This window comes from Photobacterium sp. 270122K (assembly GCF_059941365.1).
Genome location: NZ_JBPOEN010000017.1, coordinates 1 through 20,192 on the forward strand (window position 1 = coordinate 1; position 20,192 = coordinate 20,192).

22 protein-coding genes are annotated in these 20,192 nt (G+C 53.0%); 11 read left to right on the top strand and 11 right to left on the bottom strand.

Annotated features, from left to right (window positions below; genetic code table 11):
* Positions 1 to 248 precede the first annotated feature (248 nt).
* Positions 249 to 797 carry a gamma carbonic anhydrase family protein gene (locus tag ACSF8W_RS22485; RefSeq protein ID WP_500849329.1) on the top strand — a complete coding sequence of 183 codons (549 nt, stop codon included), beginning with the start codon at positions 249 to 251 and terminating at the stop codon, positions 795 to 797.
* Between the two features lie 5 nt (positions 798 to 802).
* Here ACSF8W_RS22485 and ACSF8W_RS22490 read toward each other — a convergent pair whose 3' ends face one another.
* The 4 genes from ACSF8W_RS22490 to tsaC all read right to left on the bottom strand — a co-directional run bounded on the left by ACSF8W_RS22490 (position 803) and on the right by tsaC (position 3,482).
* On the bottom strand, positions 803 to 1,066 hold the full coding sequence (locus tag ACSF8W_RS22490) for a DUF1488 family protein (RefSeq protein WP_500849330.1): 264 nt from the start codon (positions 1,064 to 1,066) through the stop codon (positions 803 to 805).
* A 26-nt stretch (positions 1,067 to 1,092) separates the two neighbouring features.
* The gene (gene aroE / locus ACSF8W_RS22495) at positions 1,093 to 1,914 is read right to left on the bottom strand and encodes a shikimate dehydrogenase (RefSeq protein WP_500849331.1); all 822 of its coding nucleotides are present in this window, start codon (positions 1,912 to 1,914) and stop codon (positions 1,093 to 1,095) included.
* A 99-nt stretch (positions 1,915 to 2,013) separates the two neighbouring features.
* Positions 2,014 to 2,919, bottom strand: a complete 906-nt coding sequence (hemF, locus tag ACSF8W_RS22500; RefSeq protein ID WP_500849332.1) for an oxygen-dependent coproporphyrinogen oxidase — start codon at positions 2,917 to 2,919, stop codon at positions 2,014 to 2,016.
* A 5-nt stretch (positions 2,920 to 2,924) separates the two neighbouring features.
* Entirely contained in the window at positions 2,925 to 3,482 is a 558-nt protein-coding gene (gene tsaC / locus ACSF8W_RS22505) for an L-threonylcarbamoyladenylate synthase type 1 TsaC (RefSeq protein WP_500849333.1), read from the bottom strand.
* Between the two features lie 204 nt (positions 3,483 to 3,686).
* On the opposite strand from tsaC, the gene purE reads away from it, so the two are divergent.
* Together purE and ACSF8W_RS22515 are read left to right on the top strand one after the other, a co-directional pair.
* Positions 3,687 to 4,178: a 5-(carboxyamino)imidazole ribonucleotide mutase gene (gene purE / locus ACSF8W_RS22510; protein ID WP_500849334.1), complete on the top strand. Its 492-nt coding sequence runs from the start codon at positions 3,687 to 3,689 to the stop codon at positions 4,176 to 4,178.
* Complete coding sequence (locus ACSF8W_RS22515; RefSeq protein ID WP_500849335.1) at positions 4,175 to 5,293, top strand: 5-(carboxyamino)imidazole ribonucleotide synthase; 1,119 nt, start codon at positions 4,175 to 4,177, stop codon at positions 5,291 to 5,293. The genes purE and ACSF8W_RS22515 overlap by 4 nt, the downstream gene beginning before the upstream one ends.
* Before the next feature lie 98 nt (positions 5,294 to 5,391).
* On the opposite strand, the gene ACSF8W_RS22520 is transcribed toward ACSF8W_RS22515, so the two are convergent.
* Genes ACSF8W_RS22520 through ACSF8W_RS22535 form a run of 4 tightly spaced genes read right to left on the bottom strand, consistent with a single transcriptional unit; the run spans position 5,392 to position 8,626 of the window.
* Positions 5,392 to 5,964, bottom strand: coding sequence for a DNA topoisomerase family protein (locus ACSF8W_RS22520; protein WP_500849336.1), 573 nt, complete (start codon positions 5,962 to 5,964; stop codon positions 5,392 to 5,394).
* A gap of 34 nt (positions 5,965 to 5,998) precedes the next feature.
* Positions 5,999 to 6,475, bottom strand: a complete 477-nt coding sequence (locus ACSF8W_RS22525) for a DUF494 family protein (protein ID WP_500849394.1) — start codon at positions 6,473 to 6,475, stop codon at positions 5,999 to 6,001.
* Positions 6,475 to 7,569, bottom strand: coding sequence for a DNA-processing protein DprA (gene dprA, locus ACSF8W_RS22530; RefSeq protein ID WP_500849337.1), 1,095 nt, complete (start codon positions 7,567 to 7,569; stop codon positions 6,475 to 6,477). The genes ACSF8W_RS22525 and dprA overlap by 1 nt, the downstream gene beginning before the upstream one ends.
* Positions 7,562 to 8,626, bottom strand: a complete 1,065-nt coding sequence (locus ACSF8W_RS22535; RefSeq protein WP_428478141.1) for a LysM peptidoglycan-binding domain-containing protein — start codon at positions 8,624 to 8,626, stop codon at positions 7,562 to 7,564. Before ACSF8W_RS22535 ends, dprA begins: the two co-directional genes overlap by 8 nt.
* Positions 8,627 to 8,929: 303 nt before the next feature.
* On the opposite strand from ACSF8W_RS22535, the gene def reads away from it, so the two are divergent.
* The 5 genes from def to ACSF8W_RS22560 all read left to right on the top strand — a co-directional run bounded on the left by def (position 8,930) and on the right by ACSF8W_RS22560 (position 14,810).
* A complete protein-coding gene (def, locus tag ACSF8W_RS22540; protein ID WP_428478142.1) occupies positions 8,930 to 9,451 on the top strand; it encodes a peptide deformylase in 522 nt (173 codons plus the stop codon).
* 26 nt (positions 9,452 to 9,477) lie between these two features.
* The gene (gene fmt, locus ACSF8W_RS22545) at positions 9,478 to 10,422 is read left to right on the top strand and encodes a methionyl-tRNA formyltransferase (protein WP_500849338.1); all 945 of its coding nucleotides are present in this window, start codon (positions 9,478 to 9,480) and stop codon (positions 10,420 to 10,422) included.
* A 79-nt stretch (positions 10,423 to 10,501) separates the two neighbouring features.
* Complete coding sequence (rsmB, locus tag ACSF8W_RS22550) at positions 10,502 to 11,797, top strand: 16S rRNA (cytosine(967)-C(5))-methyltransferase RsmB (protein ID WP_500849339.1); 1,296 nt, start codon at positions 10,502 to 10,504, stop codon at positions 11,795 to 11,797.
* Between the two features lie 185 nt (positions 11,798 to 11,982).
* On the top strand, positions 11,983 to 13,359 hold the full coding sequence (trkA, locus tag ACSF8W_RS22555) for a Trk system potassium transporter TrkA (protein ID WP_500849340.1): 1,377 nt from the start codon (positions 11,983 to 11,985) through the stop codon (positions 13,357 to 13,359).
* A gap of 5 nt (positions 13,360 to 13,364) precedes the next feature.
* A complete protein-coding gene (locus tag ACSF8W_RS22560) occupies positions 13,365 to 14,810 on the top strand; it encodes a TrkH family potassium uptake protein (protein ID WP_500849341.1) in 1,446 nt (481 codons plus the stop codon).
* A gap of 95 nt (positions 14,811 to 14,905) precedes the next feature.
* Here ACSF8W_RS22560 and trhA read toward each other — a convergent pair whose 3' ends face one another.
* The 3 genes from trhA to ACSF8W_RS22575 all read right to left on the bottom strand — a co-directional run bounded on the left by trhA (position 14,906) and on the right by ACSF8W_RS22575 (position 17,414).
* The gene (gene trhA, locus ACSF8W_RS22565) at positions 14,906 to 15,571 is read right to left on the bottom strand and encodes a PAQR family membrane homeostasis protein TrhA (protein WP_500849342.1); all 666 of its coding nucleotides are present in this window, start codon (positions 15,569 to 15,571) and stop codon (positions 14,906 to 14,908) included.
* A gap of 210 nt (positions 15,572 to 15,781) precedes the next feature.
* Positions 15,782 to 16,570, bottom strand: a complete 789-nt coding sequence (locus tag ACSF8W_RS22570) for a sporulation protein (protein ID WP_500849343.1) — start codon at positions 16,568 to 16,570, stop codon at positions 15,782 to 15,784.
* A gap of 166 nt (positions 16,571 to 16,736) precedes the next feature.
* The gene (locus tag ACSF8W_RS22575; protein WP_500849344.1) at positions 16,737 to 17,414 is read right to left on the bottom strand and encodes a FadR/GntR family transcriptional regulator; all 678 of its coding nucleotides are present in this window, start codon (positions 17,412 to 17,414) and stop codon (positions 16,737 to 16,739) included.
* Positions 17,415 to 17,763: 349 nt separating this feature from the next.
* On the opposite strand from ACSF8W_RS22575, the gene ACSF8W_RS22580 reads away from it, so the two are divergent.
* The 3 genes from ACSF8W_RS22580 (at position 17,764) to ccoG (ending at position 20,142) form a co-directional block, all read left to right on the top strand.
* Positions 17,764 to 17,937, top strand: coding sequence for a hypothetical protein (locus ACSF8W_RS22580; protein WP_500849345.1), 174 nt, complete (start codon positions 17,764 to 17,766; stop codon positions 17,935 to 17,937).
* A 124-nt stretch (positions 17,938 to 18,061) separates the two neighbouring features.
* On the top strand, positions 18,062 to 18,328 hold the full coding sequence (locus tag ACSF8W_RS22585; protein ID WP_500849346.1) for a YihD family protein: 267 nt from the start codon (positions 18,062 to 18,064) through the stop codon (positions 18,326 to 18,328).
* 371 nt (positions 18,329 to 18,699) lie between these two features.
* Positions 18,700 to 20,142, top strand: a complete 1,443-nt coding sequence (gene ccoG / locus ACSF8W_RS22590; RefSeq protein ID WP_500849347.1) for a cytochrome c oxidase accessory protein CcoG — start codon at positions 18,700 to 18,702, stop codon at positions 20,140 to 20,142.
* Positions 20,143 to 20,192 lie beyond the last annotated feature (50 nt).

Below are 20,192 nucleotides of genomic sequence, written 5' to 3' on the forward strand. Positions count from 1 at the left end.
CACACAGATTGCATGGTCAAATTGTTAAAGAACAATACTGAATTACGTTGCCGGCTAGCGCCGCTGTCCGTGTCAGTGAGGTCGCATTATAGAGCGTTCGATCACATTGGCAAGGGGCATTTCAAAAAAACTTCATATTTCAAGGTCGAGTGTGCAATTATCGAACAAAGCCTGTTTTTTATGATGTTAATACCATCAATAGCGGGCTTATTAGGCAGATTTAACTTCTCTTTCTAAGGCATAACTTCATGAATACTTATCTTCGTCCCTATAAAGGGATCTTTCCAACACTCGCGACGACGGTTTATGTTGACCCCGCCGCGGTACTCATTGGTGACATCACCTTAGCGGAAGATACCAGTATATGGCCACTGGTTGCCGCACGTGGCGATGTAAACACCATCCGCATTGGTGCCAGAAGCAATATTCAGGATGGCAGTGTTTTACATGTCAGTCGTCCTACTGAGGATAATCCGCACGGCTACCCTTTATTCATTGGTGAAGACGTGACGGTTGGCCATAAGGCCATGCTGCATGGCTGCCAAATTGGCGATCGGGTATTGGTCGGCATGGGCGCCATCATTTTAGATGGGGCGATTGTCGAAGAGGACGTCATTATCGGGGCGGGCAGTTTAGTGCCACCGAATAAGCGTTTAGAGAGTGGCTATCTTTATATCGGCAGTCCTGTCAAACAAGCACGTCCCTTAACCGATAAAGAACGTGCTTTTCTGCTTCATTCAGCTGAGAACTATGTCTTACTTAAAAACACCTATGCTGACGAATGTGATCACGGTTAGCGACCTTACCCAATCTCAATATCGCCATCCTGATTGAACGCTTCATCATCAATCAAGGCTTCGGCTTCTTCTTCCAAATCAAACCGACATTCACTGAATGCCGTCAGAGTCATCTCCTCGGTAGGCAGTGAGCGTTGGCAAAACTGCTCCAGCCACACGCGGGTAACCCAGCACGTAATCAACTGACCCCCCTGTAGGGCAGGGAAGTTCACCGCTTGACGCGCGGCATCCCACTCTTCGCGATCCGCAAATAGAATATTTTGATTCATGGTTCTCTTCTTTATTGTTGCTGGCTTTATTGCTGCAAGGTACGACGCAATTCACGTTGCACCTGTCTTGCGCCCGGACGGATCCCCCGCCACAGCATAAAACTTTCCGCAGCCTGACCGACCAACATCCCTAAACCGTCCATCACCACACGGGCGCCCAGATCTTTGGCCCATTGATTGAAGGTTGTTGTCCCCGAACCATACACCATGTCATAGCACACGGTTTCAGGCCGGATCAATGCGGCGGGGATGCCGGGTAACTGCTGACTTAAACTGGCAGAGGTCGAGTTAATAATAATATCAAACGTCGCCGTCTCAAGCTGATCCAACGCACGCGCATCGACCTCGCCGTACGCGGCAAACGTACTCGCCAGTTGCTCCGCCTTCGCCAGTGTGCGGTTCGTCAGGGTTAATGATGCCGGTTGTTGGGCCAATAACGGTAAAATCACGCCTCGCGCCGCACCGCCGGCACCGATTAACAGGATACGCTTTTCCGCCAGCGGTAACGCATGCTGCAATAAATCTTGCACGAGGCCTTCACCGTCAGTGTTATCCCCAAGGATCTCACCATCATCCAGCTTTTTTAAGGTGTTCACCGCCCCTGCTAAACGGGCTCGGTCTGTCAGCCGATCTGCATACGTAAAAGCCTGCTCTTTAAAAGGCACGGTAATGTTGCACCCGCGGCCACCTTCCGCAAAGAAATGATCGGCTGCCGCCGTGAACCCATCCAATGCCACCCACTGCGTTTGATACGTCATGCTTTGGGCGGTTTGACGCGCAAATAGGGTATGAATAAACGGAGATTTACTTTGATCGATCGGGTTTCCAAAGACGACATACTTATCCATGCAACATTTTCCTTTTCTTTTCGGCGGGCGACCCAATGAGTGACGCCGCATACCAATCCACCCAACAGTGTGCCGACAACTCAACACACCGTGTTTTATCTACCACTCACGCGGTGTCAGATACTCATCATAGAGTGCGGCTTCTGCCGATCCGGGGACTGGCGTGTAGGCGTATTCCCAACGGGCGAGGGGAGGCATCGACATCAAAATCGACTCGGTGCGTCCACCGCTTTGCAAACCAAACAAGGTACCGCGATCGTACACCAAGTTAAATTCCACATACCGGCCACGACGATACAACTGGAATTCACGCTCACGTTCACCGTAGGGCAGAGTATGGCGCTGTGCGACGATCGGCAAATACGCATCAAGATAACCGTTACCGACCGCTTGCATATACGCAAAGCTCTTCTCAAAGCCCCATTTATTCAGATCATCAAAAAAAAGCCCGCCGACACCGCGGGTTTCATTGCGATGAGGCAAATAGAAGTATTTATCACACCAGGCTTTGTGCTCGGCATAGACCGACTCACCAAATGGCGCACACAACGCCTTTGCCGTGTCATGCCAGTGTTGGCAATCGGCGTCAAACGGATAAAACGGCGTTAAGTCAAACCCACCACCAAACCACCAAACCGGTGCCTCACCGTCTTTCTCGGCGATAAAGAAGCGAACATTGGCATGAGAAGTCGGCACGTACGGGTTATTGGGGTGCACCACCAGCGATACGCCCATGGCTTCAAATCGACGACCGGCCAACTCCGGACGGTGTGCCGTCGCAGAAGCGGGCATCTGCGCCCCAAACACATGGGAGAAATTCACTCCCGCCTGCTCAAACACCAACCCTTGTCGTAAAACGCGGCTGCGGCCACCGCCGCCCGCTTCACGCAGCCACTCATCTTGTTCAAAGGTTGCGCCGCCATCTTGACGGGTCAAGGACTCACAAATCCGGTCTTGAAGATCGAGTAAGAACGCCTTTACGGCCGCTTTATCCACTGCCTGCATGCTATTTATCCTTGTCGGAAGACATTTCCGGTTTGCGCATCCCGGATCTCAGACGGGTTATCCCGCCCCTCTGTTTCACCGTGTAAAATGGCAGCCAAGTGGTCGCCTAACTGCTCCGTCACTTCGGCAATGGTGCGACCCGGCTCTAGCCCCGTCAAATTGGCACTGGTTGAGGTGATCGGTTTACCAAAAGCCAGACACAACGCCTGTACCTGTGGATGATCCGTCACACGCACCGCAATGGTGTCAAACTGACCGGTTAAAAACGCGGGCACCTGTGGTTGCGTCGGCATCACCCACGTCACTGGCCCAGGCCAAGAGGCAAAAATACGCGCTTTTTGCGCTTCACTTAATTGGCTGTCATCCACATACGCGGCCAATTGTGCGTAATTGGCGGCAATCAAGATCAGGCCCTTCTCAATCGGACGCTGCTTCAATGCCAAGAGTTTCTGTACTGCCTGCTCACTATCGGGATCACACCCCACCCCAAACACCGCTTCGGTTGGGTAGGCAATGACCTCTTCCTGCTGCAAAGCAGCAACCACTTGATTCAGGTTATCCACGCATTCCTCGTTTTAGTGCTTTGGCCGCAGCCTTTTTTAACCTTCTTGTTACCTATCTTACCGACTCCTTTGTCACAACTCCATGCTCGTTATGGTTTGTTTCAATTTCACTGACGCAAACGTTTTCCTTCACATATTTTCACCGTATAATGCGACAATACGCATTGGTACTCTCAACGTTTAGTTACCCCAAAGGAGATCGGGATGAAAGTGGGAATCATCATGGGCTCAAAGTCTGACTGGCCAACCATGCAGCACGCTGCTGAGATGTTAGATCGTTTTAATGTTGCATACGAAACCAAGGTGGTTTCTGCCCACCGCACTCCACACCTGTTGGCGGAATACGCTGAAAGCGCACAAGCACGCGGCATCAAAGTGATCATCGCAGGGGCAGGGGGCGCAGCTCACCTGCCGGGCATGACAGCCGCGTATACGTGTCTGCCAGTGCTTGGGGTACCGGTACAATCTCGCGCCCTAAAGGGCATGGACTCCCTGTTGTCTATCGTGCAGATGCCAAAAGGCATTGCCGTCGGCACGCTTGCCATTGGGGAAGCCGGTGCCGCCAATGCGGGTCTGCTTGCCGCACAAATCATCGGGACACAAGATGCCACTGTACAAGCCGCTGTCGAAGCGTTTCGTCAGGCACAGACCGAGACCGTATTGAGCAACCCCAATCCGGCCGAGGACGCAGAATGAAAGTCTTAGTTCTGGGCGCAGGACAGTTAGCACGGATGATGTCACTGGCCGGTGCGCCGCTCAATATTGAGGTGTTTGCCTACGACATTGCGACCGGCAATGTCGTGCATCCCTTAACCCAGCAAGTCAGATTGAAAGGTCTCGATACTGCCATGACTTACGCCGATGTCATCACGGCCGAGTTTGAACACGTGCCTCATGATGTCTTGGCGATTTGTGAAAAGAGTAAGAAGTTTCTGCCGACGACCACGGCCATTAAAGCGGGTGGGGATCGCCGTTTAGAAAAAGCCTTGCTGGATCAGGCAGGTGTTCGCAATGCCCGCTATACCACCATTACCTGCCGTGCTGATCTCGATAGCGCCATCGACCACATCGGGCTACCGATGGTATTGAAAAGTGCATTGGGCGGTTATGACGGTAAAGGCCAATGGCGCCTCAAGCAACGTACCGATGTTGATGCCATTTGGCCAGACATCGCTGACTTCATGGCACAAACGGACAATCAAGCGATTGTGGCTGAAGAGTTTGTCCCGTTTGATCGTGAAGTGTCCCTGATTGGCGTGCGAGGCAAAGACGGCAGTGTGGCAATCTACCCACTGACAGAAAATGTGCACACCCAAGGGGTATTAAGCCTGTCGACGGCGCTCACAGGCAACGAAGCTTTACAAACGCAGGCGGAATCGATATTCCACGCCTTGGCAACCTCACTCGATTATGTCGGCGTGTTAGCGATTGAATGCTTTGATGTCGGCGGGCAACTGCTGGTCAATGAGATCGCCCCGCGCGTCCATAACTCCGGCCATTGGACTCAACAAGGCGCTGAAACCTGTCAGTTTGAAAACCACCTGCGTGCGGTGACCGGTTTACCGCTCGGCAGTACCGCACTGATCCGTCCAACGGCGATGATCAATATCTTGGGTGAAGATAGCGTGTCACCCGCCGTCTTGGCCGACCCACATTGTCACATCCATTGGTACGGGAAAGAAAAACGTCCAGGGCGCAAGATGGGACACATTAACGTGTGCGCCGCCACGCCAGCCGCGCTGCAAGATGCCCTGCGAGACGTCGCCAAACATTTGGATCCCATCGCGTTTCCCGCCCTTGAGCGCGCTTAATCCCACACGCTAAAACGCTCTAAAACGAAAAAAGCCAGCAATCGCTGGCTTTTTTGTGTGTGGTGCGAATTGGGTCGTGGATCTCTGACGTGGACGTTCTACTCTGCCTCGGCAGTATCCTGATAAGCGTGACAACGGCGATCCGCACACTGCAAGCGGAGACCACTCGCCAGTTTCTTCTCAAGCAAAAGTGGAAAACCACACTGCTGACACTGACCCGCGACAGGCTTCATATTGACGGCAAACCGGCACCCCGGATAACTGTCACACGCATAGAACACCTTGCCGTAACGCGATTTACGCTCAACCAAATGCCCTTTTCCGCACTCCGGACACGCCAATTGTGTCGCTGCCGCTTTTTTCTCTGGCGACGCGATATAGTGGCAAGTCGGGTAGCTATGACAGCCGATAAACATGCCATAACGGCCTTGGCGTAACACCAACTCATCCCCGCAATCCGGACACGGCGTGGCCAAATGCTTCACGATATGGCCATCATTTTGATGGAGAGGTTTGATGTACGCGCAGTCAGGATAACCACTGCAACCCAAAAACGGACCGTGCTTACCATGACGCATCACCAATGCTTGCTGACATTGCGGACATGTTTGTTCATGTTCCAATGCTTGCTCATGGGCGGAAAATAATTGCGGGTTAATTTTTCCTGACATACGACTCGACTATCTTAGGGTGTCTCGCCACCCATCAATGGATATTGCCATCTTCCATGCCATACAGCAGCTCTTCCATCTGACTGTACTCACTTTCATTGCCTGGCGCATTGAACAACACCATCAAAATGATCCACTTGAGATCATCTAAGCAGAAATCGTTCGCTTCAAGTTCCATCACGCGATCAATCACCATTTCACGCGTATCAGCACCCAGCACATCGATTTGCTCGAGATACGTCAGAAAACCACGGCATGTTACATCCAGACGGATCATTTCTTGCGTCGTATAAATACGCATCGATGTGATCGCGCTGCTGTGCACGTAAGGCGTATTTTCGGTTTCCTGTAGCGCAGCCAGCTTCTCAAGCCAGTTTAACGCTTTATAGATATCATCTTTATGGAAGCCGGCGCGCAGCAATTCCTCAGACAACTCATCCTGATCCACCATCAGATCCACATCGCTGTGAATATAGGTTTCAAACAGGTACATAAGGATATCCATCATAATTAGCCCCTCCTCGTTCTGATATAGCCACCTGGCACGGAAGTGACCCACCCTTGCAGCTCACATTCTAATAACTGCATCATGACTTCATGGACGGGTAGCCCACTTCGTTCAGCAACTACATCTACGGGTGTTGCTTCACTGCCTACGGTAGCCAACAGCGCTGGAAATGGCAATTCTTCATTTTCAGGTTCTTCACCCCGTCGGTTTGAATGGTTATTTTTCACACACTCCGTGAGGGCGCCCACCTCTTCAAAGATATCGACCGGGGTTTCAACCAATTTCGCACCATTTTTAATCAAGGCATGGCATCCCCGACTCCCGGCGTAACGGATCGGCCCCGGTAAAGCAAAGACCTCTCGCCCTTGCTCTAACGCATAACGGGCGGTGACCAAAGAGCCACTCTTTTGCGCAGCCTCAACCACTAATACGCCCACCGACAACCCGCTGATCACCCGATTTCGACGCGGGAAATTCTGCGGACGTGGCGCTTCATCCGGCCAAAACTCGGACACCAACGCCCCTTGCTCGGCAATGGCCGCGGCCAAGTCACGGTGCTTGGCCGGATAAATCCGATCCAATCCCGAGCCCAACACCGCCACGGTCGCCCCACCATTTTTTAATGCGCCATAGTGCGCCTGTCCATCGATCCCTAAGGCCAATCCGCTGGTCACGACATAATCAGCCGCCACCAAGGCCGCGGCAAACTCATACGCCGCCTCGCGCCCGTCCAAACTGGCCGAGCGGCTACCAATCACCGCCAATTGCGGCTCATGCAGCCAGCGCGTTTCTCCGCGCACAAACAATAACGGGGGTGGGGAGGCGATTTCTTTGAGCAGTAGAGGGTAATCCGGCGAGTCGAGCGTAAGAATCGTATGGTTCGGCAGTTCAGCCCATTTCAGGCTATGGGCAATTTTTGCCGCAGGGGGATGGAGATAATGCTGAATTTGCGCGGGTGTCAGGCCAGCTTGTGCTAGCTCCGCAGCAGTCATGCGCGTTAAGTCTTGCGGAGTGACGTGTTGCAGTAACCGGGTAATGCGGTGCCCACCGAGGGTCGGCACCGCAGCCAAGCGTAACCAGGCGTGAAGATCAACCATTCGTCTTTGGCGGCAGGGCAAGGGTGCCCGGTGCTACAGGTTCAGACGACTTGGTGATCACGGCAATACTGAAATGCTCGTAAGGGCGGATCACCACAATTTCCCCGACTGGTATTTGATGCAATGTGAAGTTTTTCTGGCTACCCAGCTTCTGGTACTCATAGTCACCTTTACGGCCAACCACATCCACACCGGCACGGAACAGTTGGAACACATGCCCCGCAGCCACACCATCAAGGTGACCATGATCAATCACCACGGTTTCGTGTGTGGCGATGAAATTGATCCCGCTAAAGTGACCTAAAATTTTCGCATTCAAATCTGCTGGCGGCTCAGACGGCGAGAAGCTCAGGTTCAATTGCTCACTCGGCAACGGCGCTGGCAGCAACACATCGTTCTGACGCACTTCGTAGCCCAAGGTCGTCAGCGTCAGCGCGCTCATCTTATCTTCGGTGCCCGCGACGGTTCCGCGTGCGATCTCTTTCATCGTCATGACTTTCACTTCTCGGCTTTCGCCATCTTCAAGATCACGCTCAAAGACCATGTCAGGACGGTAAATCCACCACTCATCGCCGGTTTCCAGTTCACTGTCGACCCAGACGGTATCGCCTTGCGTCATGAAATCACGGGCATTACTTTCACCCAACACGCGAGGCAAACGCTCAAGGTGTTGCGGGGTCATCAATTTGTCCTGTGCCAAATACGGCATCATCAAGGAAGATTGCAACGTGGTGATCGGCGCACGGATCACACGTGCTTGCGGTGAGAGATGAACGCGTTTTTTCAAACTCAAACGCGGTTGGCCATCCACCCAGATCAGATGTAACTGATCGCCAGGATAGATAAGGTGGGGGTTTTTAATGTAGTCATTAACCTGCCACAGTTCAGGCCACAACCAAGGGTTCGATAAAAAATGTGCCGAGATATCCCACAAGGTATCGCCTTTCTTAACGGTATACACCTCTGGCGCACCTTCGATAAGCTTTAACTGCTGGGCAGTTGCCCAAGCACTCGCAGTCAGACCGGCCAGCACCAATATCATGACTCGCAGCCACATGCATCACATCCTTTTCTTAACTCCGTTGCGTCCCATCCACCATGGGGGACCCATCCCACAACGTTGTAGGCTGACATTGGTGACAACCTCTGTCTAGCGCAAGCCAATAATATTCATCGAGTTTTAGGTCTATCTCACTTTTTAACTCAAGGTGTTGCAAGCGGTTTACCCAATCGCCCCGCGCGCGGCGGATCCCCCCGTCTCGTCGATTCATCGGAGTACTGTTATTTGACCGGTAAAATGACTAGAATTAGACCAACTAAACGCACCACCTATCAGTACTGTCTTTTAAAACGAGTTTCTATGTCTGTATTGCAAGTATTAACATTTCCTGACGACCGCCTACGCACAGTAGCAGCACCGGTTGAAGCCGTTACACCCGAGATCCAGAAAATTGTCGATGACATGCTGGACACCATGTATGACGAAGAAGGGATCGGTCTCGCTGCAACGCAAGTAGATATCCACCAACGTATCGTGGTGATCGACATCTCAGAAGCGCGCGACGAACCAATGGTGCTGATCAACCCAGAACTCATTGAAAAACGCGGTGAAGACGGCATTGAAGAAGGCTGTCTATCGGTACCGGGTGCACGCGCACTGGTTGAGCGCGCGGCAGAAGTGACCGTCAAAGCACTGGATCGCGATGGCAATGCGTACCAATTTGAGGCTGACGATCTGCTGGCCATTTGTGTGCAGCACGAATTGGATCACCTTAACGGCACACTTTTCGTTGACTACCTGTCACCGCTAAAGCGTAAGCGCATTCAAGACAAACTGACCAAAATTAAACGCTTTAACGAAAAAAACGCGCACAACGCGTAGTCAATGACATCAAAAGGAAACGTACCTTGAGCAAACCTTTGAAAATCGTTTTTGCAGGTACTCCGGACTTCGCCGCCCGTCATTTGGCGGCGTTGTTGTCTTCGGAGCACGAGGTTATTGCGGTCTACACCCAGCCTGATCGCCCAGCTGGTCGCGGTAAAAAACTGACCGCCAGCCCTGTGAAACAAATGGCCCTTGAGCACAATATTGCGGTGTACCAGCCGGAAAATTTCAAGTCAGACGAAGCCAAACAAGCCTTAACCGATCTGGATGCCGACCTGATGGTGGTCGTGGCCTATGGCCTACTGCTTCCTCAAGCGGTACTGGATACCCCGAAACTGGGTTGTATCAACGTACACGGTTCGATTTTGCCACGCTGGCGTGGTGCTGCCCCAATCCAGCGCTCAATCTGGGCCGGTGATACCGAAACGGGTGTGACCATCATGCAGATGGATATCGGCTTGGATACCGGTGACATGCTGAGTATCGCCACTTTGCCGATCGACGCGACCGACACCAGTGCCACCATGTATGAAAAATTGGCGGAACTGGGCCCAGTGGCTTTGATTGATTGCTTGGGGGATATCGCGAACGGCACGGCCGTGCCAGTGAAACAAGACGATGAACAAGCGAACTACGCCAAGAAGCTGAGCAAAGAAGAAGCGCAGATTGACTGGGCGATGGACGCGGTGGCGATTGAACGTTGCGTACGTGCCTTCAATCCGTGGCCAATGAGCTACTTCACCGTGGCCGAGCAAAACGTCAAAGTATGGCGCACCGACGTTGTCGCGGTTGATCATGGCCAGCCTGCGGGCACCATTTTGTCTGCGGACAAACACGGTATTGTCGTGGCAACCGGTAAAGACGCGTTGCGCCTGCTGGAACTTCAGCCTCCGGGTAAGAAAGCCATGGGTACACAGGATATCATGAACTCGCGCCGAGAATGGTTTGAACCTGGCTCCGTACTGTAAATTGTTAAAGGGCCAGTGCTAGCACTGGCCTTACTTTTTCCCCTCTGATCCCACTGCTGCGACAGCGTAGGGGAATCGAATGCAGGATACCCGCATGAATGTAAGAGCCGCTGCGGCGAAAGTCATCTATCAGGTCGTCGATCAAGGTCAGTCCTTGTCAAACGCCCTGCCAGCCGCACAACAAGAGATTAAAGATCGCGATCACGCCCTGTTGCAAGAGATCTGCTACGGCGTATTGCGCTGGCTACCGCGCCTTGAGTCGGTCACCAACCAACTCATGGACAAGCCACTGAAAGGCAAACAACGTGTCTTCCATCACCTGATCCTTGTCGGTCTGTATCAACTAGGCTACATGCGCATTCCTGCCCATGCGGCAGTAGCAGAAACCGTGGATGCCACGAAAACCTTGAAAAAGCCGCAACTGCGCGGGCTTATCAACGCCATTTTACGTAACTACCAACGCCAGAAAGACGCGTTGGACGCACAGGCGCTCAGCCATGATGCGGGTCGCTACGGTCACCCAAGCTGGTTGCTGAAACTGCTGAAAGCCAGTTACCCAGACCAACTGGACAGCATTGTCGAAGCGAATAATACCAAAGCCCCAATGTGGCTGCGTGTAAACCGTCAGCACCATACCCGTGATGCGTACCGCGTGCTGCTGGATGAGGCTGGTATCGCGACCGATCTACACCCAGAAGCCCCTGACGCACTGAAACTGCACAGCCCGTGCGATGTCACCAAGCTGCCAGGTTTTGCCGACGGTTGGGTGTCGGTACAGGATGCCGCGGCGCAATTGTCCGTGGAATTCTTACAGCCCCAGGCGGGTGAATTGATCCTGGACTGCTGTGCAGCCCCTGGCGGTAAAACCGCACATATCATGGAGCGCCAGCCGGATACGCGTGTGGTTGCGATTGACTGTGACGATCACCGTCTCAAGCGTGTGCACGAAAACCTGCAGCGCCTTAACTTGGATGCACAAGTGCTGTGTGCCGATGCCCGTTACCCTGAGCAATGGTGGCAGGGCGAGCAATTTGACCGCATTTTGCTGGATGCACCGTGTTCAGCCACGGGCGTTATTCGCCGTCACCCTGACATCAAATGGCTACGCCGCGCGGATGACATTACGGCACTGGCTGTTTTGCAGGCCGAAATTGTCGATGCCATGTGGCAGCAGTTGAAGCCTGGCGGTACCTTGGTGTACGCCACCTGCTCTATCACTCCACAGGAAAACCGCGATCAAGTATCAGCCTTCCTGAGCCGCACCGCCGATGCCACCCTGATCGGCAGCGAGCTGGCAAATCCGGGGCGTCAAATCCTGCCCGGTGAGCATGATATGGATGGCTTCTACTACGCAGTCATGAAAAAATCCGCATAATACCTATGCATTTTTAAAGCGGAACTTGGCTACCAAGTTCCGCTTTTTCGTCCCATTACGCGGATAAAATACGACTGTTAATGACACTTTACCCAAGATGGGAAAGGACAGCAGGTAAGCGTTCTGCATGACCCTCATGCCGAAGCGTAGTAACCTACAACGAGTAAATTAATCAGGCACATGCTATGAAAATTATCATTCTCGGTGCAGGCCAAGTTGGCGGCACCTTGGCCGAAAACCTGGTCGGCGAGAACAACGATATCACCATCGTCGATAAGGATCCCGAGCGCCTGCGCGAACTGCAGGACAAATACGATCTGCGGGTTGTGCAAGGCTACGCCAGCCACCCACGCACCCTGCGTGAAGCCGGCGCCCAAGATGCCGACATGTTAGTGTCCGTCACCAACTCTGACGAAACTAACATGATCGCCTGCCAAATCGCGTTTACCCTCTTCAATACCCCTAATCGCGTGGCCCGTATTCGCTCCCCGGAATACCTCAAAGAAAAAGAAAACTTATTCCAGTCTGACGCAGTCCCTGTCGATCACCTGATCGCCCCGGAAGAGCTGGTCACCGGTTACATCGAACGTTTGATTGAATACCCAGGTGCCTTGCAGGTCGTGGGCTTTGCTGAAGACAAAGTGGGCCTAGTGGCAGTGAAGGCATACTACGGTGGTCCGCTGGTTGGTAACGCCCTGTCTGCATTGCGTGAGCACATGCCGCACATTGATACCCGCGTCGCGGCGATTTTCCGCCAAGGCCGTCCTATCCGCCCGCGTGGAACAACCATCATTGAAGCCGATGATGAAGTGTTCTTCGTCGCGGCCAGCAACCATATTCGCTCGGTCATGAGTGAACTGCAGCGTCTGGAAAAACCGTACAAACGCCTGATGATTGTCGGCGGCGGTAACATCGGGGCCGGCTTAGCCCGTCGTTTAGAGCAGAACTACAGCGTCAAACTGATCGAACGCAACCCTGAGCGCGCTGAAAACCTGTCTGAGATGCTGGAAAACACCATCGTCTTCTGTGGTGATGCTTCCGATCAGGAATTGCTCAGCGAAGAGCACATCGAACAAATCGACGTGTTCATTGCAGTGACCAACGACGACGAAGCCAACATCATGTCAGCCATGCTGGCCAAACGCATGGGCGCGAAGAAAGTGATGGTACTGATCCAACGTGGCGCGTATGTCGACTTGGTTCAGGGCGGCACCATTGATATTGCCATTTCGCCGCAGCAGGCCACCATTTCCGCCTTGCTGACCCACGTACGTAAAGCCGATATCGTGAACGTTTCCTCCTTGCGCCGTGGCGCAGCCGAAGCGATTGAAGCCATTGCCCATGGCGATGCGAGCACCTCGAAAGTGGTGGGGCGTGCCGTCGGTGACATCAAACTGCCACCGGGTACCACCATCGGTGCCGTGGTACGCGGCGAAGAAGTCCTTATTGCCCATGATCGCACCGTGATAGAGCAAGATGATCACGTCGTGATGTTCCTGGTCGACAAGAAATACATTCCAGACGTTGAACGCCTGTTCCAACCTAGTCCGTTCTTCCTGTAATTATTATGGTTAACTATCGTCCTATACTGTTCGTGATCGGGCTGGTCTTATCAAAGATCGCCCTGTTCATGTATGTGCCCACATTAGTGGCATTTTTCACCGGCACCGAAGGGTTCATTGATTTTGCAACCTCAGTGATCATCACTCACTGTGTGGCTTTCCTGTGCCTGACGTTTGGCCGTACCAGCGATTTCAAACTGGGGGTGCGGGACATGTTCCTGATCACCACCTTGGTCTGGACTATTGCCAGTGCGTTCGCGGCGCTGCCGTTTGTCTTTATTAACCACATCAGCTTCACTGATGCCTATTTCGAGACCATGTCGGGGATCACCACGACCGGCTCCACCGTCCTGAGCGGACTCGATGACATGGCACCGAGTATTCTGCTGTGGCGTTCGACGTTGCAATGGCTCGGCGGGATCGGGTTCATCGTGATGGGCGTGGCGATCTTGCCCATGCTCAATGTCGGCGGGATGCGTTTGTTCCAAACCGAGTCTTCGGATTGGTCAGAGAAAAGCTCCCCCCGTACCAAGAGTGTGGCCAAGAACATCGTCAACGTATACCTCAGCCTGACCGGCTTGTGCTTCCTCGGCTTTATGCTGGCGGGCATGGACACGTTCGATGCGATCAACCATGCCTTTACCACCTTGTCGACCGGCGGTTATTCCACCTCTGACAGCTCGATGAACGGCTTTTCCCACAGTGCTCACTGGGTGGCAACGCTGTTTATGTTTGCCGGGGGATTACCGTTCCTGTTGTTTGTGCAGGTATTGCGTAAGAAAGCCCCTATGGCGCTACTCAACGATGCGCAGGTGCGCGGCTACACCTTATTGGTGCTGGTCACAGGGGTTGCCGTCGCCATCTGGCTGACATTGACCTTGAATTACACTTTCCTCGATGCGTTGCGGGTGTCGTTATTCAATATCGTCTCTGTCGTGACCACAACAGGCTTTGGTCTGGATGACTTCACGGCTTGGGGCCCGTTCCCGATGATCGTGTTTGCCTTCATCATGCTGGTCGGGGGCTGTTCAGGTTCGACCGCGGGCGGGATCAAAATCTTCCGTTTTCAGGTTGCGTTTGCCCTGTTACGTAAGCAAATGATGCAGCTGATCCACCCATCAGGCGTGTTCATTCAGCGCTATAACGGCCGCCCAGTGACCGATGATATCGTGCGTTCGGTGGTGGCTTTCGCGCTGACCTTCATCCTAACTATCGTCATTGTGGCGGGGATCTTGGGCATGATGGGGCTGGATGCCGTCACCAGTATTACCGGTGCCGTTACCGCCGTGGCCAACGTGGGACCGGGCATGGGCACCATCATCGGCCCGACCGGTAACTTCTCAACCTTGCCGGACTTGGCCAAATGGACCTTGAGCTTTGGCATGCTGATGGGGCGTTTGGAAATCCTGACCGTGTTGGTGGTGTTCTTCCCCGCCTTCTGGCGTAACTAACACGGACACCGCGTTCATCTCGCGTATCGCGCATAAAAAAGAGAGCCGTATGGGCTCTCTTTTTTTCGCTTATCGGCACAGGCATCATACGGCGACTAAGACGACACCGGATGCACGTAATAATAAATCGCGAAAAAGTGACATACCGTGCCGCCCAACACAAACAAGTGCCAAATGGCATGGTTGTAAGGAATGCGCTTATTGACGTAAAACACCACCCCCACCGAATACAACACCCCGCCTAATGCCAGCAACACCAAGCCACCGGTTGCCAGTGATGTCGCCAGCGGGTAAATGGCGATCAAAGAAAGCCAGCCCATGGTCAAATAGGTCGCCAGTGACAACCGCTTAAAACGGTAAACGAACACAATTTTGATCACGATACCAATCAGCGCGATCCCCCAAATGACCGCCATCAACGTCATGGCGAAGGGCGTGCGTAAGGCAACCAACAAAAAGGGCGTGTACGTACCGGCAATCAACAGGTAGATCGCACAGTGGTCAAAGGTTTTCAACGCACGCTTGGCCCGTTGGAAAGGAATGGCATGGTAGAGGGTGGACGCGAGATACAGCAAAATCATGCTGGCGCCATAGATACTGAAGCTGGTGACACTCAGCAGATCGGCATGGGCAGCCACTGCCTGATTCAAAAGCAACACCAGACCGACGATACCAAACAGCATCCCGATCCCATGTGTCACGCTGTTTGCCACTTCTTCAGCAACAGAATACGCCGCACCGGCGGCTTGCGGTTTTGCCATCTCTGCGATCCCTAAATAACCTTGATACCCGACATTATTGTCGCGTATGCCTCATAGTAAGGCAGTATGACACAGTCTAGCTTACAAGTGTACGCCGAAATAATCGTGATTATGTAAGCAAATACCTCACCGCGTTAGGGGAAATGCCTGCCACAGTGCCAGACCGTGGCGGCTTAACATCACATTGTTGTGTTGAGGAATCGGTCATGTTTAGGTATAGCTGTCGAGGAAAGCCAAGACCTGCTCACCGGCTTGCTGAGGGTGCAAGCTGGCGGGCAATTCACAATACCGATGCAGCTCGCCGCGGCCGAGCAACCCCGACAGCATGCCGGACAATCCATGTTGGTGGCGATCGACCTCAAACCACAGCTTCAGGTTCTCCGCATCCCGATACGTGACGATTTCCAGCTCCCGCCAGCGCCCATGGTACGGCCCAGACACCGGCACAAACTCAAATTCTTGCACAAACGGCAGGGCAAACCCCTTCGCCGCTTCGCATTCCACCTGACGGATCCGCAACCCGGCCAACTCCAACGCGGTAAACACGCCATCCAGCAGCGGATCGGGACGGACGGTTAAGCGGTCTTGATCGCGGGGATCAATCGCCAGCGCAATATCCAGCCGCGTGTCTAACCACACTTTGGATTCGCCCACGGTGATCGGGGTATTAAAGGGCAGGGCTAAGCTGGCCTCAAAATGGCGCACCTCATCCGGTTGGACGGTAAACGCATAGGGCAGGGTCCATGCCGCCAGTACACAGGTCTGATTCACGGTTTCGACCCGGTTTTGGCTCTCGCCCTGACTAGCGCTCACTTCTTCTTTGTAATGGCAACACAGGGCCAGCTCGATGTTGTCGACTTGCTGTTCGACTTTACCGCCATGCACCTGCACATCGACCAAGAGCGTGTCACCGGGGATCAACACATCCTGCTGAATGACGGTATCAACACGCGCCGCGCCCATACCTAAACTGGCTAAACTTTTACGAAATAACGACATCTCAGCGCCTCCTTTGCGTCATACACCAACAGGACATACCCTACCGACATAATAGAATACTATGAACTGAAATTTATATAGCAGGGAATGCGCCGGATCTGCAACCTCTGTCTTGAGGTTCTGCTAGGCAAACAAAAAAACGAAGCACTCGGCTTCGTTTCTTGCATTATTTGAGGAGGTCTATCGCCGCTTGACGCGCCGCATCCGGATCGCGGGCCATGATCCCGTCGACCACGCGCTGGTGAAGATCCAGCTTAATGACCTTATCACGCGTGATCACGCGGAAGTAATTTTCAAACACCGCTTTGAACAAATTGCCAAACGGGCTAATGAAATGGTTGCCGGAGGCAAAATAAATCAACTGGTGGTAACGGGTATCCACGTCAATCCAACGGTCTTGATCAAAATGATCACCCAGCGCATGCATCTCAGCCATCAATACGCACAGCGCCTCGCGATCTTCATCGCTCGCATTCATCGCTGTCATCGCTGCCGCTTCGGGCTCCAGGGCCAATCGCACACGCTGAAATTCTTGCACCAACTCGTCATGCTGCTCGAAGTTGAGCCACGCGAGCAAATCTTGATCCAAATAATTCCAGTTACGCTTAGGCAGCACACGAGTACCAATGCGCGGACGTGGCAATACCATGCCTTTCGCTGCCAACATCTTAATCGCTTCACGAATGGCGGTACGACTCACGCCATACATTTCACCCAGCTCCACTTCACCGGGCAAAATCTCACCGGGTGCCGTTTCACCCCGTAAAATTTGCTGACCGATCGACTCCGCCAGTTTATAGGACAGATTACGGCTCGTGACCTGTCGCTGCTCCGCTTGCTCCATTGACTTCCTCCAAAGGCTTTTGTTATTGCCCGCTCGGCGATATCGGCCGACTGGCTCTTAGTTGCCAACATGGCAGCATTAGACCATAAAGCTGCGGCAGAGAAACGGCTTATCTTCACAGATGCCGATATCGTTAACAGTTCCCTTTTTTCTCCCGACGAGAAGGGGATGAAACCATCTCGAAATATGGTCAATAATCACTCGACTTAAGAATAGGTTATTGCTATCCTCGCGGCGAAAAAAACAGCACATCCCCTGATTTCCGGCGAGGAACGGCTCAGCCAGCGACACAGCGACGGAAATACGGTATTAACTTTGGCCACGGACGCGCCTCATCAATAGGTGAATCATGCGCCCTGCTTCTTTCCGCTACACCACGCCTCGCAGCCCATCCCGCCTGCGTACCACTTCGCACGCCCCGACGTATAAGGCCAAGCCACAAACGGCGACCGTTTCACCGCTGCCAAGCCCTACGACAACGGCCCCAGTACCGACGCCGGTACATAGCGAACAAGCCGCCTAATAAGGCGACGAAAGGCAGCCAGAAGGGCTGCCTTTTATTTGTATCATGCCTGTGTTTGTTATACCGTTACCCCCACAAAAACTATGACAATAATATTCATCAGCCTTTATTTGTGGAGTGATCTATGAAGACGCATCGCGTAAACGAACTTATCGAACTGTTGCACCCAGAGTGGCAAAAAGATCCGGATTTGAACCTAGTTGAATTCCTGCTAAAACTGGCAGAAGAAGCCAAATACGAAGGCCGTCTGGACGAGTTAACTGACGATGTCCTGATTTACCACCTGAAAATGCGTAACAGCGACAAACAAGACATGATCCCAGGCCTTGCGAAAGACTGTGAAGATGATTTCAAAACCGCGATCCTCCGTGCCCGCGGCATCATCAAGTAAGCCTGCTGCCAGTTAGCCTTGGGCTAGCTGGCCTGCTCTTTTTTATCCCGCTGCTTTTTATTCCTCTATTTTTCCCTCAGCTCGCTTTTTCCCTCCCGCTTCGCTTTTTATCGCTCTGTTTTTTCACCAGCATCCTACTGTTTTACTTTCTCGCCCTGTTACATACGCACCCTTTCTCGTTACCGTTATCCCCGCGAGATCTCAATTCTGATCGGCCTGCGCCCATCCGTTGACCGGCTGGGATATACTCGGCGATAACAATTTCGTCCCATTAGCAACGTCTTTATTACAACACCTGATCACAGGGAGGCCGAGAGCGAGTCGGCCATTGATCCCTCGCCGCACGGCAGGGTCTTAAAGGAAGCCATGTCATGAGCCAAGATAAAATAGAGATAAAGGATGTCACGCCGCCGGCGGATCACCCACCCACCCAGCGTAACCCGCACACCCACACGGGCAGCACGGATCGCTTCAATCCCAGTAACCGCATTTATGTCCGAGCGGTTAAAGGCCTTTACCAACAATTACGCCGCCGCATGGGGGCGATATTAATGCTGCTGTTCATGGGATTGCCTTGGCTGCCTTATGGCGACAGACAGGCCATTTTGCTCGACATCGAACACCAACAATTTCATTTCTTTGGGACCACCTTCTGGCCGCAAGATCTCACCTTACTGGCCACCTTATTTGTGATCGCCGCCTTTGCCCTGTTTTTTATCACCACCTTTTTAGGGCGCGTCTGGTGTGGTTACCTCTGTCCACAAACAGTCTGGACCTTTATCTACATCTGGTTTGAAGAAAAGCTCGAAGGCGCGGCCAATAAACGGCGCAAGCAAGACAGTTTGCCCCTGACCCGACCGTTGCTGTGGCGTAAAATCCTCAAACACCTCGCTTGGTTGGCCGTGGCCTTAGCCACCGGCTTAACCTTCATTGGTTATTTCCTGCCGATACACACCTTGGTGATTGACTTTTTTACCGCCAACGTCAGTTTCTGGGCCGGATTCTGGGTGCTGTTTTTCACCGCTTGCACCTATGCCAATGCGGGCTGGATGCGCACTATCGTCTGCCTGCACATGTGTCCGTACGCACGCTTTCAATCTGCCATGTTTGATAAAGACACCTACATCGTGGGCTATGATGCCGCGCGCGGAGAACAACGCGGCCCTCGCTCTCGCAAACACGATCACAACGCGCAAGGGCTGGGTGACTGCATTAATTGCAACTTGTGTGTGCAAGTGTGCCCGACGGGGATTGATATTCGTGATGGCCTGCAATACGAATGCATTAACTGCGGGGCCTGTGTCGATGCCTGTGATGAAACCATGAAAAAGATGGGTTACGCGCCCCGCTTACTCAGCTATACCACCGAGCACAAACTGGAAGGGCATAAAACCACGATACTGCGCCCCAAACTGTTGGGGTATGGCACAGTGATGGGCGCGATGATCGGCCTCTTTTTCTATTTGCTGCAAGCGGTACAACCAATGGGCTTAGACGTGCTGCGCGATCGCAGCCAACTGTTCAAAATCAACAGTGAAGGCTTGGTGGAAAACACCTATACCCTGAAAATCCTCAATAAAACCCAGCAGCCAGCCCAGTATCAACTGGCCGTACACGGGCTTGACGCGGTGCAGTGGTACGGGGAACAACGCATTCACGTCGCCGCCGGCGAGATTTTCACCCTACCGATCAGCTTAGGGATCGCGCCTGAAGCGCTGGTATCACCGATTTCGGCGATCACCTTCACGCTCACGCGTACCGGTGATGCCCATCACATCGAAACCGAAAGCCGTTTTATCGGGGAGTTACGCTAACCACCGACGCCAGCCATACCTGACCATCCAATGAAAAAGAGTGTAAAGAC